The organism is Castellaniella defragrans 65Phen (assembly GCF_000612685.1).
Lineage (GTDB): Bacteria > Pseudomonadota > Gammaproteobacteria > Burkholderiales > Burkholderiaceae_B > Castellaniella > Castellaniella defragrans.
Genome location: NZ_HG916765.1, coordinates 1,402,515 through 1,415,084, shown reverse-complemented (window position 1 = coordinate 1,415,084; position 12,570 = coordinate 1,402,515). Strand labels below are relative to the sequence as shown.

Genomic DNA, 12,570 nt, shown 5'->3' with positions numbered 1-12,570 from the left:
GCCCGCTGGAAAGCGCCGCGCCCGCCCCGCGGCGCACGCCAGAGGGGCGCACGCCTGGGAGGACGGACGCCGGGAGGCATGCGCCGGCCGGATCCGTGCATCGGCGGGCCTTCATGCGGTAATGTTACGACTCACACCCACTCGTCCATGGATCGTCCCCGGTGCTTCCGCTGAAATCCCTGCTCTCCGCGCTGCTGGCGCTCTGCCTGCTGGCTCCGGCCGGCCTGCCCCGCCCCGCCCTCGCCGAACCGGCGGCCGCCTCCCCGGCCGCAACCGCCTCCGGCCCCGCCCGCGCCCCCGCTCCCGCAACCGCCCCCTCCCCCGCCCTGCCCGCGGGCGTGCGCCAGGTGGTCATGATCGAGGGCGTGACCGAATACCGCCTGGACAACGGCCTGCAGGTGCTGCTGGCCCCGGACGATTCGCGCGCCCAGACCACGGTGAACATGAGCTACCGCGTCGGCTCGCGCAACGAGGGCCCGGGCGAGACCGGCATGGCGCACCTGCTGGAGCACCTGCTGTTTCGCGGCAGCCCGAAGCATCCGGACGCCCTGGCGGAATTCGCGCGCCGGGGGCTGGCGGCCAACGGCTCGACCACCGCCGACCTGACCAACTACTACGCGACCTTCGCCAGCGACCCGGAGACGCTGCGCTGGTACCTGTCCTGGCAGGCCGACGCGATGCTGAACGCGCGCATCGCCCGCGCAGACCTGGACGCGGAAATGCCGGTGGTGCGCAACGAAATGGAACGCGGCGAGAACAGCCCGTTCAGCATGCTGATGCAGCAGGTCGCCGCGGCCGCCTACGTCTGGCACCCCTACGGCCGCAGCGTCATCGGCGCGCGCTCCGACGTGGAACACGTCGGCATCGAGGCGCTGCGCGCGTTCTACCACCGCTACTACCAGCCGGACAACGCCACGCTGATCGTCGCCGGGCGCTTCGACGCCGGCCAGGTGCTGCAATGGATCGCGCAGGACTTCGGCCCGGTCGCCCGGCCGGCGCGCACGCTGCCGCCCGAATACACGGTCGAGCCCGTCCAGCAGGGCGCGCGCAGCGTCACCCTGCGGCGCATCGGCGGCAGCCCCATCGCCCTGGCGCAGTACCATCTGCCCGAGGCCGCCAGCGACGCCTACACGGCCCTGGCGATCGGCGCCGCCATGCTGGCCGACACCCCGGCCGGGCCGCTCTACCAGGCCCTGGTGGCCAAGGACCTGGCCAGCAGCGTGTTCGGCTTCGCCCGCGCCATGAAGCAGCCCGGCTACGCCGTGTTCGGCGCCCAGGTGCAGCCCGGCGCCGACCCGCAGGCGGCGCTGGCGGCCCTGGAACGCGGCCTGGAAGCCGACGGCGTCGGCCAGCTGGACCAGGCCGGCCTGGAGCGCATCCGCACCGCCTGGCTGAACGACTGGAAGCAGACCTTCGACCAGCCCGGCGCGCTGGCCCAGGCCCTGTCCGACGCGATCGCCCGGGGAGACTGGCGCCTGTTCTTCGTCGAGCGCCTGCGCGTGCGCGCGCTGACGCTGGACGGGATCCGCGCGCAGCTGGGCGCCTGGCTGCTGCCGAGCAACCGCACCAGCGGGCTGTACCTGCCCACGCCGCAGCCCAAGGACGCGCCCGCGCCCGCCCCGGCCGACCTCGAACCCTGGATCCGGCAGATCGAGACCGGCACCGGGCGGCCCGCCGTGGCCGCCTTCGACACCCGCCCCCCGGCCATCGACGCCGCCACCCGGCGCAGCGTGCTGGCCCTGCCCAACGGGCCGGTCGAACTGGCCCTGCTGCCCAAGGAAACCGCCGGCGGACGCGTCCATGCCGTGCTGCGCATGGGTTTCGCCGATGCCGACGCCTTGCGCGGCCAGGGCCTGGTGCCCTTCGTCACCGGCGCGATGCTGCTGCGCGGCACCGCCGACATGAGCCGCCAGCAGATCGAGGACCGTCTGAACGAGCTGGATTCCGACCTGTCCTTCGGCACCGACGGCAACGTCCTGAGCGTGTCCATGCGCAGTTCCCGCGAGCACCTGCCCGACGTGCTGGACCTGGTCTTCCACCTGCTGCGCGCGCCCGCGTTTCCCGAGGACGAGCTGGAGCGGCTGAAGCGCAGCCTGCGCACGCAGGTGGAGGACGACGCCTCCAGCCCGGCCTTCCTGGCGCGCAACACGCTGCAGCGCCACGACCAGCCCTGGGACCCGGCGGATGTCCGCTACACCCCCACGACCGGCGAGATCCTGGCCCAGCTCGGCGAACTCAGCCGCGAACGGCTGCAGCGGTTCCACGCGCGGTTCTACGGCGCGGGCCACCTGGCGCTGGCCGTGGTGGGCGACTTCGATCCCGCCGCCGTCGAGCGGCGCCTGCGCGCCGGCCTGGACGGCTGGCGCGCGGCGCCGGCCTACGAACGCCTGGCGGAGCCGTGGTACGCGATGAAGCCCGAGACCTTCCGCATCCCCGCCCCGGGCAAGGCCAATGCCGAATACCGCGCCGCCGTGCCCCTCAAGCTGCGCGACACCGATCCGCGCTGGCCCGCGCTGATGCTGGCCAACTATCTGCTCGGCGGTTCCGAGGATTCCCGGCTGTGGCAGGGCATCCGCGTGCGCGGCGGCCTGTCCTACGGCGTGGGCAGCGCCGTGAACGCCTCGTCCTTCGAGGACTCCGGCGCCTGGACGCTGTACGCCAGCACGGCGGCGCGCAACGCCGGGGCGCTGCAGGACGCGATCCGCACCGTCCTGGACGAGACCCTGAAGACCGGCTTCACCCAGGCCGAGGTGGACCAGGGGGTGCAGTCCCTGCTGAACTACATGGAACTGGGGCGCTCCGACGACGGCTATCTGGTCAGCCACTGGATCGGCTACCTGGAGACGGACCGCAGCTTCGCCTGGCAGCAGCACATCATCGACCGGCTGCGCGGCCTGAAGGCCGCGGAGGTCAACGCCGCGATGCGCGAGCTGCTGCAGCCGGACGCGCTCAGCATCGCCGTGGCCGCGGACCCCGATCCCAAGCCCTGAGGCCGGACTGCCCGGGCCGGCCGTGCAGCGGGCCGTGCGGCGGACCGCGCGTCGGGCCGCGCTTCGGGCCCTGCGCCGGGCCGCGCGTCGGCAAACGCCGCGGACGGCGCCTCAGGCCGGGGCGGCCAGACCGCGGCGGAAGGCCCGCGGCGAGACGCCGGCCGCGCGCGTGAAGACCCGGCTGAAATGCGCCGGATCGGCGAAGCCCAGGCCGTAGGCGATGGTGGCCACGTGCAGATGGGTGTAGGCGAGGTTGCGCCGGGCCTCGCGCATCAGCCGGGCCTCGATCAGGGCCGAGGCGGGCTCGCCGGTGGCCGCGCGCACGACGCGGCTGAGGTGGGTGGGCGTCACCGACAGCGCCCGCGCATAGTCGGCCACGCCCCAGTGCTCGCGGAAATGCCGCTCCAGCAGAGCCTCGAAGCGCGTCAGCAGGGCTGGCCGGGCCGCCTCGCCGGGGGACGGCACCGCACGCGCCGCCGCCCGCGCCACCAGGCCCAGCAGGGTGGCGCACAGGCCGCGCAGCACCAGGGCGCGCGCGGCCCGCAGGCCATTGAACTCCGCCCAGATCTGCGGCATCAGGGCGGCCACCGGCCCGTCGTCCAGGCCCACGAAGGATCGGCCCAGCACCAGACGCACTTCGCCGGCCTCGGCCAGCAGCAGGTCCATCATCTCGTCGGCCAGCGTCACCACGTGGCCCTGGGTGTCGGGCTCGAAGCGGAAGGCATGCACGTCGCCGGGCGCCACGTTGATCAGCGACCCGGGTCCCAGCGGCAGGGACTGCCCCTCGATCTGCGCCTGGCCGGCGCCCGACTGCAGCATCAGCACCTGGTGCAGGCGGCCGTGGCGGTGCGGCGCCAGTTCCCAGTCGTGCAGCGCGGAACGCGCGGCGATCGTCTCGCAATGCACCACGTCGGGCAGCTGGCGGGATTCGCCGAACAGGCCCTGGGACTGGAGGACCTGCCGGGCGAAAGGCTGGGAGGAAGGATGAGGGGAAGGCTGGGAGGAAGGCATGTTTGAATCGTGCAAGTTTTTCGGAAATCGAGACATTGATGCCCGCTCTTCGCTCACATATTATCAAATCTCCCCGGCGTTCCGAACCACAGGAGACATCCCATGAAAACCAGCGTCTGCATCATCGGCGGAGGCCCGTCCGGCCTCATGCTTTCCCAGCTCTTGCACCTCAAGGGCATCGACACCATCGTGCTGGAGCGGCAAAGCCGCGAGTACGTGCTGGGCCGCATCCGGGCCGGCGTGCTCGAGCATGGTTTCGCCAAGTTGATGCGCGAAGCCCAGTGCGGCGAACGCATGGACCGTGAAGGCGAGATCCATGACGGCTTCATCATCGCGCACGACGGCCGGCAAAGCCGCGTGGACCTGCACAAGTACAGCGGCGGCAGCTCGGTGGTGGTCTACGGCCAGACCGAACTGACGCGCGACCTCTACGAGGCGCGCGACCGCATGAACGGCGTGGTCATCCACAACGTCGAGGACGTGCAGCTGCACGAGCTGACCGGCGCCAAGCCCCACGTGACCTACCGCCAGGGCGACGAGATCGTGCGCATCGACTGCGACTTCATCATCGGCGCCGACGGTTTCCACGGCGTGAGCCGCAAGTCCATCCCCAAGACCGTGCTCAAGGAATACGAGAAGGTCTATCCCTTCGGCTGGCTGGGCGTGCTGTCGCGCACGCCGCCGGTGTCGCCCGAACTCATCTACGCCAAGCACGAGCGCGGCTTCGCACTGTGCTCGCTGCGTTCCCAGGTGCTGAGCCGCTACTACATCCAGGTGCCGCTGAGCGAGACGGTGGAGGACTGGTCCGACGAGGCCTTCTGGGAAGAGCTGAAGCGGCGCCTGCCCGAGGCAGTGGCCACGCGCCTGGTCACCGGCCCGTCGATCGAGAAGTCCATCGCGCCGCTGCGCTCCTTCGTGGCCGAACCCATGCGCTACGGCCACCTGTTCCTGGCCGGCGACGCCGCCCACATCGTGCCGCCCACCGGCGCGCGCGGGCTCAACAGCGCCGCCTCGGACATCTACTACCTCTACCACGCCATGACGGCCCATTATCTGCAGGGCGACAGCAGCGGGCTGGACAACTACTCGGCCAAGGCCCTGGCGCGGGTGTGGAAGGCGCAGCGCTTCTCGTGGTGGATGACGATGCTGCTGCACACCTTCCCGGACAGCCCGGGCTACGACCAGAAGCTGCAGCAGACCGACCTGGACTACCTGTTCTCGTCCGAGAAGGCGCTGGGCTCGCTGGCCGAGAACTACGTCGGCCTGCCGTTCTGAGCTTAGGGTTCCCGGTGCCGGTTTCCCGGCTCCGGGTTCCTCGTTCCGGATCAGAAAAACCCCGCACCCGGCGAAAGCCGGCGTGCGGGGTGCTTACGCATGCGGATGCACATGCCGGACCCGCGTCAGGAGAAGAAGTTCTTCACCTTGTCGGTCCAGGATTCGCTCTTGGGCGAATGGCGGTCGCCGCCGCTGTTCAGGGACGCCTCGAACTGGCGCAGCAGCGCTTTTTGTTCTTCGTTCAGGCGCACCGGGGTCTCCACCACGACGTGGCAGTACAGGTCGCCCGGATAGCTGGAGCGCACGCCCTTGATGCCCTTGCCGCGCAGGCGGAAGGTCTTGCCGGTCTGGGTGCCCTCGGGGATGGTGATTTCCCCGCGTCCCGACAGCGTCGGGACTTCCTGCACGCCGCCCAGCGCCGCCTTGGTGAAGGGGATGGTCAGCTCGCAGTGCAGGTCCTCGCCCTGGCGCTCGAAGATGCCGTGCGGCTTGATGCGGATTTCCACGTACAGGTCGCCCGGGGGCCGCCGTTCAGGCCCGGCTCGCCGTTGCCGGTGGAGCGGATGCGCATGCCGTCGTCGATCCCGGCCGGGATCTTGACCTGCAGGGTCTTGTTCTTGCGGATGCGGCCCACGCCGTCGCAATCGCCGCAGGGATCGGGGATTTCCTTGCCGGTGCCGTGGCAGGTCGGGCAGGTCTGCTGGACGCTGAAGAAGCCCTGCTGCATGCGCACGGCGCCGCTGCCGCCGCAGGTGTGGCAGGTGCGCGGCGAGGTGCCGGGCCGGGCGCCCGAGCCGTGGCAGGTCTCGCAGGGTTCCCAGCTGGGGATGCGGATCTCGGTGTCGAAGCCGTTGGCCGCCTGCTCCAGGCTGATTTCCAGGGAATATTTCAGGTCGGCGCCGCGATAGACCTGCGGTCCGCCGCCGCCCCGGCGGCCCGCGGCGCCACCGAAGATTTCGCCGAAGATGTCGCCGAAGGCGTCGGCGAAGCCGCCCGCGCCGCCGCCCATGCCCGCGCCGGCCGCCGCGTTCGGGTCCACGCCGGCGTGGCCGAAGCGGTCGTAGGCCGAGCGCTTTTCCGCGTCGGACAGCATCTCGTAGGCTTCCTTGGCCTCCTTGAACTTGTCCTCGGCTTCCTTGCTGTCCGGATTGCGGTCCGGGTGGTACTTCATGGCCAGCTTGCGGTAGGCCTTGCGGATGTCGTCATCCGAGGCGTTCTTGGCGACCCCAAGGACTTCGTAGAAATCTCGTTTTGCCATTGGTCGATTACTTTGCTTGATGCGCTGCTATTTGAAGGACACCTGCCCGGACCGGCAGAAACCGGGACCGGGCAGGTGCGGGCGGATCGCCGCGTTCTTCCGGCGACCGCCGGGGGGGCGGGCCGCAAGGGCGCGATGGCCGGCGGTCAGTCGCGCTTCACTTCCTTGAAGTCGGCATCGACCACGTCGTCTTCCGCCGCCGGCTTGGCGCCATCGGCCGCGGCCGCGCCCTCGGCCGCCTGCTTGGCCTGCATGTCGGCGTACATCTTCTCGCCGAGCTTCTGCGAAGCGGTGGCCAGGGCCTCGGTCTTGGCATCGATGGCGGCCTTGTCGTCGCCCTTGATGGCTTCTTCGAGGTCCTTGATGGCCGACTCGATGGCTTCCTTCTCGGCGGCTTCGAGCTTGTCGCCGTATTCCGTCAGGGACTTGCGCGTGGCGTGGACCAGGCCGTCGGCCTGGTTGCGCGCCTGCGCCAGTTCGGCGATGCGGTGGTCTTCCTCGGCGTTGGCCTCGGCGTCCTTCACCATGCGCTCGATCTCTTCCTCGGTCAGGCCGGAACTGGCCTTGATCGTGATCTTGTTTTCCTTGCCGGTGCCCTTGTCCTTGGCCGACACGTGCAGGATGCCGTTGGCGTCGATGTCGAAGGTGACCTCGATCTGCGGCAGGCCGCGCGGGGCCGGCGGGATGCCTTCCAGGTTGAACTCGCCCAGGGCCTTGTTGCCCGCGGCGACTTCGCGCTCGCCCTGGTAGACCTTGATGGTCACGGCCGGCTGGTTGTCGTCGGCCGTGGAGAACACCTGCGAGAAGCGCGTCGGGATGGTGGTGTTCTTCTTGATCATCTTGGTCATGACGCCGCCCAGGGTCTCGATCCCCAGCGACAGCGGCGTCACGTCCAGCAGCAGCACGTCCTTGCGGTCGCCCGACAGCACGGAGCCCTGGATGGCGGCGCCGGCGGCGACGGCCTCGTCGGGGTTCACGTCCTTGCGCGGCTCGCGGCCGAAGAATTCCTTGACCTTTTCCTGCACCTTGGGCATGCGGGTCATGCCGCCGACCAGGATCACGTCGTCGATGTCGGAGACCTTGACGCCGGCGTCCTTGATCGCCACGCGGCAGGGCTCGATCGTGCGCTCGATCAGTTCCTCGACCAGCGCTTCCAGCTTGGAGCGGGTGATCTTCAGGTTCAGGTGCTTGGGACCGGAGGCGTCGGCCGTGATGTACGGCAGGTTGATCTCGGTCTGCTGCGTGGAGGACAGCTCGATCTTGGCCTTTTCGGCGGCTTCCTTGAGACGCTGCAGGGCGAGCACGTCCCTGGACAGATCGACGCCGGATTCCTTCTTGAATTCGGCGATGATGTACTCGATGATGCGCTGGTCGAAGTCCTCGCCGCCCAGGAAGGTGTCGCCGTTGGTCGACAGCACCTCGAACTGCTTTTCGCCGTCCACGTCCGCGATCTCGATGATGGACACGTCGAAGGTCCCGCCGCCCAGGTCATAGACGGCGATCTTGCGGTCGCCGCGCTCGGACTTGTCCAGGCCGAAGGCCAGGGCCGCCGCGGTCGGCTCGTTGATGATGCGCTTGACTTCCAGGCCGGCGATGCGCCCCGCGTCCTTGGTCGCCTGGCGCTGGCTGTCGTTGAAGTAGGCCGGCACCGTGATCACGGCCTCGGTGACTTCCTCGCCCAGGTAGTCCTCGGCGGTCTTCTTCATCTTGCGCAGGATGTCGGCCGACACCTGCGGGGGGGCGAGCTTCTTGTCCTGCGCCTCGACCCAGGCGTCGCCGTTGTCGGCCTTGAGGATCCTGTAGGGCATCAGGTCGATGTCCTTCTGCACGGCCTTTTCGTCGAACTTGCGGCCGATCAGGCGCTTGACCGCGAAGATGGTGTTCTTGGGGTTGGTGACGGCCTGGCGCTTGGCGGGGGCGCCCACCAGGATTTCGCCGTCCTGCATGTAGGCGACGATGGACGGCGTGGTGCGCGCGCCCTCGGAATTCTCGATGATCTTGACCTTGGAGCCGTCCAGCACTGCGACGCAGCTGTTGGTCGTGCCCAGGTCGATGCCGATGATCTTGCTCATGTTGGATCCTGTCGATGTTTGAATGGCTGGGCGGGTTTCATGCCCGCCGATGAATCGAATATGGGGTTGTAAATCCCCGTTTCAAGGCCGGCTGCGGGGCTCAGGCGGGGCCTGCCGACACCATGACCAGCGCCGGGCGCAGCACGCGGTCGGCGATCAGGTAGCCCTTCTGCAGCGTCTGGGCGACGGCGCCCTGGGGGTGCTCGGAGGGCACGTTGGAGATCGCCTGGTGGCGGTGCGGATCGAAGGTGTCGCCCGGCGCCGGCGCGATCTCGCGCATCTGGTTGCGCTCGAAGGCGGCGTTCAGCTGCCGCAGGGTGGCCTCGACGCCCTGGCGCCAGTCCTCGGCGGTCTGGTTTTCCTGGGCCAGCGCGGCCTCCAGGCTGTCGCGCACGGGAATCAGGCTCTCGGCGAACGATTCCGTGCCGAACTTGCGGGCCTTGGACACCTCGTCCTGGGCGCGGCGGCGGACGTTCTCGACCTCCGCATGCGCGCGCAGCAGCTGGTCGTGGTAATCGGCGACCTGCTTCTGGGCCTCGTCGAGCAGCGCGGCGAGGTCCTCGCCCGGCTGCGCGGGGGCGGGTTCGGCGGCATCGGCCGGATGCTGGCCGGTGGACTGGGGTTCGGCGCTCGGCGCGGCTTGCGGGTCCAAGTCTTCCTGGGGAGCCGACATGGTGAAATCTCCAATGCTGAAAGGGGTAACAAAAGGATAGATGAGGGCGCGGGCGCGTTCTTCAAGCCCCGGCATGGCGATGGGCGGGCCGGCCCCCGGCGCGGCGCCGCGCACCGGACGCGGCGGACGCACCGGACGCGGCGGTCCGGGGCGGCGCGGGCGGCAGCGCGCGGGCGGGCCTCACGTCCAGCCGGCCAGGTTGTCGGCGATCAGCCCGGCGAAATCGCGCGCCCAGTCCGGCTCGGCGTTCAGGCAGGGAATGTAGCGGAAGGCCCGCCCGCCCGCCGCCAGGAAGGCCTCGCGGCAGCCCATGTCGATTTCTTCCAGGGTCTCCAGGCAGTCGGCCAGGAACCCCGGGCACATCAGGTCCACCGTGCCGACGCCTTCCCTGCCCCAGGCCTCCAGCGTGGGCTGGGTATAGGGCTGCAGCCAGGGCGCCGCCCCGAAGCGGCTCTGGAAGGTCACGTGCAGGCGCGCACCGTCGGCGCCCAGGCGTTCGCGCAGGGCCCGCGCGGTTGCCTGGCAGTCGCGGAAATAGGGGTCGCCCTGGCGCACCGACTGCTGGGGCAGGCCGTGGAAGCTGAGCAGCAGCCGGTCGGGCCTGCCGGCCCGGTCCCAGTGCGCGCGCACCGAGCGGTGCAGCGCGTCCACATAGGCGTCGGACGTGTGGAAACGGTCCAGGAAGCGCAGCGTGGGCTGGTGGCGCAGCCGCGCCAGGTGCGCGGCCACCGCGTCCACCGCCGTGGCCGTGGTGCTGGCGGCGTACTGCGGATACATCGGCACCGCCAGGATGCGGCCGCAACCGGCCGCGCGCAGGGCTTCCAGGGCGCCGGCCAGGGCCGGCCGGCCGTAGCGCATGCCCAGTTCGACCCGCACGTCCAGGCCGCGGCCGCGCAGGGCCGCCGCCACCGCGTCGGCCAGGTCCCGGCTGTGCACCAGCAGGGGCGAGCCCCGTTCGAGCCAGATCTGGGCGTATTTCGGCGCGATGGCGGCCGGCCGGCGCGTCAGCACGAACAGGCGCAGGATGATCTGCCACAGCGCGGCGGGCAGTTCCACCACCCGGGGGTCGGACAGGAACTCGCCCAGGTAGCGGCGCACCGCCGCCGGGGTCGGCGCGTCGGGCGTGCCCAGGTTGATCAGCAGCACGCCCAGCGGCCCGCGGCCGGGGCCGGGCGCGTCCGGGTCGAGCGCCCGGGGATCGGGCGCTTCGGGGAGGAAACGGCTCATGGTCGGAAAACAGGAAGAGGCGGCATCAGGAGGCCGCCTGGCCGAGGGCGTTGGACAGCATGCGGGCGGTGATGTCGACGATGGGGATGACGCGGTCGTAGGCCATGCGGCTGGGGCCGATGACGCCCAGCGTGCCGATCACCTGGCCGTCGACCCCGTAGGGGGCGGTGATGACCGACACGTCCTCGAGCGGCACCAGGCGGGAATCGCCGCCGATGTAGATCTGCACGCCCTGCGCGCGGCTGGAGACGTCCAGCAGGTGCAGCAGATCGGTCTTCTGCTCGAACAGCTGGAACAGGCGGCGCAGGCGGTCCATGTCGGCGGTCATTTCGGACACGCCCAGCAGCTTGCCCTCGCCGGAGATCACCACGGCCTCGTCGTCCGTGTCCGGCGAATCCAGGCCGGCGTCCACGGCCTGCTGCATCAGGCGGGAGATGTCGGTGCGCAGCGAGGCGAGCTCGTCGGCCAGGGCCTGGCGGACCGCGTGGAAGGACTTGCCGGAGAACTGCCGGTTGAAGAAATTGGAGGCTTCCAGCAGTTCGGCCTCGGAGTATTCGCGCGAGACGAACAGGATGCGGTTCTGCACGTCGCCGTTGGGCGTGACGATGATGAGCAGCACGCGGCGGTCCGACAGGCGGATGAATTCGATGTGGCGGAAGACCTGGGTGCGCTTGGGCGTGAGCACCACGCCGGCGAACTGGGACAGGTTCGACAGCAGCGTGGCGGCGGCGGTCACGGCGCGGCCGGGTTCGGCCGCCGGCAGGCAGTCCTCGATCCGCAGGTCGGGGCTGAGCTCGTAGGGCCGGGCGGTCAGCAGGCTGTCGACGAACATGCGGTAGCCGCGCGGCGTGGGCACGCGCCCCGCCGAGGTGTGCGGGCTGTGGATCAGCCCCAGGTCTTCGAGGTCGGCCATGACGTTGCGGATCGTGGCCGGAGAGAGATCAAAGACCTTCGACAGCGTGCGCGACCCCACGGGCTGGCCGTCCGCGATGTAGCGTTCGACCAGCGCCTTCAGCAACGTCTTGGCTCGATCATCCATGTCCATTTCATCCAGCATGCGGGATGGAAACGGCCCGCCCGCATCGGCAGCCGCGCCCTCCTCCCCTATAATCGGATACGCCTATTATTCCATTAAATTCCGGGAGGCCCCCCGCCCATGCACTTCAAGACCGTCGCCCTGATCGGGCGCCACCAGGACAGCGGCATGGACGCGCCCCTGCGCCGGCTGGGCCGGGTCCTGTCCTCGGCGGGCTGCGACGTCCTGATCGAGGCCGACACGGGCCGCAACACCGGCGTGGCCGATTTCCCCCTGGCATCCTACGAAGACATCGGCGCGCGCGCCGACCTGGCCATCATCATGGGCGGCGACGGCACCATGCTGGCGGCCGCGCGCCAGCTGGCCACCTCGGGCGTGGCCATGATCGGCATCAACCACGGCCGCCTGGGCTTCATCACCGACATCCCCCTGGGCAGCGCCGACGAAGCCATCACCCGCGTCCTGAACGGCGCCTTCGTCCAGGACGAGCGCATCCTCCTCGAAGGCCGCGTGATGCGCGGCGGCGAGACCATCTTCTCCGGCCTGGCGCTGAACGACGTGATCATCAACCGCGCCGGGCGCGGCGGCATGATCGAACTGCGCGTCGAATGCAACGGCGCCTTCATGCACAGCCAGCGCGCCGACGGCCTGATCATCGCCACGCCCACGGGCTCGACGGCCTACGCCCTGTCGGCCGGCGGGCCGATCCTGCACCCCCAGGTCAACGCCCTGGTGCTGGTGCCCGTCGCCCCGCAGACCCTGTCGAACCGGCCCATCACCCTGCCCGACGACAGCGTGCTGAACATCACCATCAGCGCCCTGGGCCGGGTGGAATCCGGCGCCAGCGTGCACTTCGACATGCAGGCCCTGTCCAACTGCCAGGAAGGCGACCGCATCGACGTGCGCCGCAGCCCCCACCGCGTCCGTTTCCTGCACCCCCAGGGTTACAGCTATTTCTCCACCCTGCGCAGCAAGCTGAACTGGAACCGCATGCTGCATCCCTGGGACGAACCCGACCAATAGACCCG

The 12,570-nt window shown here is 70.0% G+C and carries 8 protein-coding genes and 1 pseudogene; 3 read left to right on the top strand and 6 right to left on the bottom strand.

Annotated features, from left to right (window positions below; translation table 11 throughout):
• Window positions 1–161: 161 nt before the first annotated feature.
• Entirely contained in the window at window positions 162–2,990 is a 2,829-nt protein-coding gene (locus BN940_RS06370) for a M16 family metallopeptidase (RefSeq protein ID WP_052355647.1), read from the top strand.
• A gap of 111 nt (window positions 2,991–3,101) precedes the next feature.
• On the opposite strand, the gene BN940_RS06365 is transcribed toward BN940_RS06370, so the two are convergent.
• A complete protein-coding gene (locus tag BN940_RS06365) occupies window positions 3,102–4,001 on the bottom strand; it encodes a helix-turn-helix domain-containing protein (protein WP_148304899.1) in 900 nt (299 codons plus the stop codon).
• Between the two features lie 102 nt (window positions 4,002–4,103).
• Here BN940_RS06365 and pobA point away from each other — a divergent pair, with 102 nt between their 5' ends.
• Entirely contained in the window at window positions 4,104–5,276 is a 1,173-nt protein-coding gene (pobA, locus tag BN940_RS06360; protein WP_043681248.1) for a 4-hydroxybenzoate 3-monooxygenase, read from the top strand.
• A gap of 125 nt (window positions 5,277–5,401) precedes the next feature.
• On the opposite strand, the pseudogene dnaJ reads toward pobA, so the two are convergent.
• From dnaJ to hrcA, 5 genes and pseudogenes are all read right to left on the bottom strand, one after another.
• A pseudogene (dnaJ, locus tag BN940_RS06355) lies at window positions 5,402–6,534 on the bottom strand (molecular chaperone DnaJ).
• Window positions 6,535–6,680: 146 nt separating this feature from the next.
• On the bottom strand, window positions 6,681–8,606 hold the full coding sequence (dnaK, locus tag BN940_RS06350) for a molecular chaperone DnaK (protein ID WP_043681245.1): 1,926 nt from the start codon (window positions 8,604–8,606) through the stop codon (window positions 6,681–6,683).
• Window positions 8,607–8,706: 100 nt separating this feature from the next.
• Window positions 8,707–9,279, bottom strand: a complete 573-nt coding sequence (grpE, locus tag BN940_RS06345) for a nucleotide exchange factor GrpE (RefSeq protein ID WP_043681241.1) — start codon at window positions 9,277–9,279, stop codon at window positions 8,707–8,709.
• Between the two features lie 180 nt (window positions 9,280–9,459).
• The gene (gene hemH / locus BN940_RS06340) at window positions 9,460–10,506 is read right to left on the bottom strand and encodes a ferrochelatase (protein ID WP_043681238.1); all 1,047 of its coding nucleotides are present in this window, start codon (window positions 10,504–10,506) and stop codon (window positions 9,460–9,462) included.
• 25 nt (window positions 10,507–10,531) lie between these two features.
• Complete coding sequence (gene hrcA, locus BN940_RS06335; RefSeq protein WP_043681235.1) at window positions 10,532–11,545, bottom strand: heat-inducible transcriptional repressor HrcA; 1,014 nt, start codon at window positions 11,543–11,545, stop codon at window positions 10,532–10,534.
• Window positions 11,546–11,662: 117 nt separating this feature from the next.
• Between hrcA and BN940_RS06330 the strand changes: the two genes are divergently transcribed.
• Window positions 11,663–12,565 (top strand): NAD kinase, encoded by a 903-nt coding sequence (locus BN940_RS06330; RefSeq protein WP_043681233.1) that lies wholly within the window; start codon window positions 11,663–11,665, stop codon window positions 12,563–12,565.
• Window positions 12,566–12,570 lie beyond the last annotated feature (5 nt).

What these genes read in the sequence shown, in the direction of transcription:
- BN940_RS06365 (WP_148304899.1), bottom strand. Translation starts at nt 4,001, where the DNA reads ATGCCTTCCTCCCAGCCTTCCCCTCATCCTTCCTCCCAGCCTTTCGCC.
- pobA (WP_043681248.1), top strand. Translation starts at nt 4,104, where the DNA reads ATGAAAACCAGCGTCTGCATCATCGGCGGAGGCCCGTCCGGCCTCATG.
- dnaK (WP_043681245.1), bottom strand. Translation starts at nt 8,606, where the DNA reads ATGAGCAAGATCATCGGCATCGACCTGGGCACGACCAACAGCTGCGTC.
- grpE (WP_043681241.1), bottom strand. Translation starts at nt 9,279, where the DNA reads ATGTCGGCTCCCCAGGAAGACTTGGACCCGCAAGCCGCGCCGAGCGCC.
- hemH (WP_043681238.1), bottom strand. Translation starts at nt 10,506, where the DNA reads ATGAGCCGTTTCCTCCCCGAAGCGCCCGATCCCCGGGCGCTCGACCCG.
- hrcA (WP_043681235.1), bottom strand. Translation starts at nt 11,545, where the DNA reads ATGGATGATCGAGCCAAGACGTTGCTGAAGGCGCTGGTCGAACGCTAC.
- BN940_RS06330 (WP_043681233.1), top strand. Translation starts at nt 11,663, where the DNA reads ATGCACTTCAAGACCGTCGCCCTGATCGGGCGCCACCAGGACAGCGGC.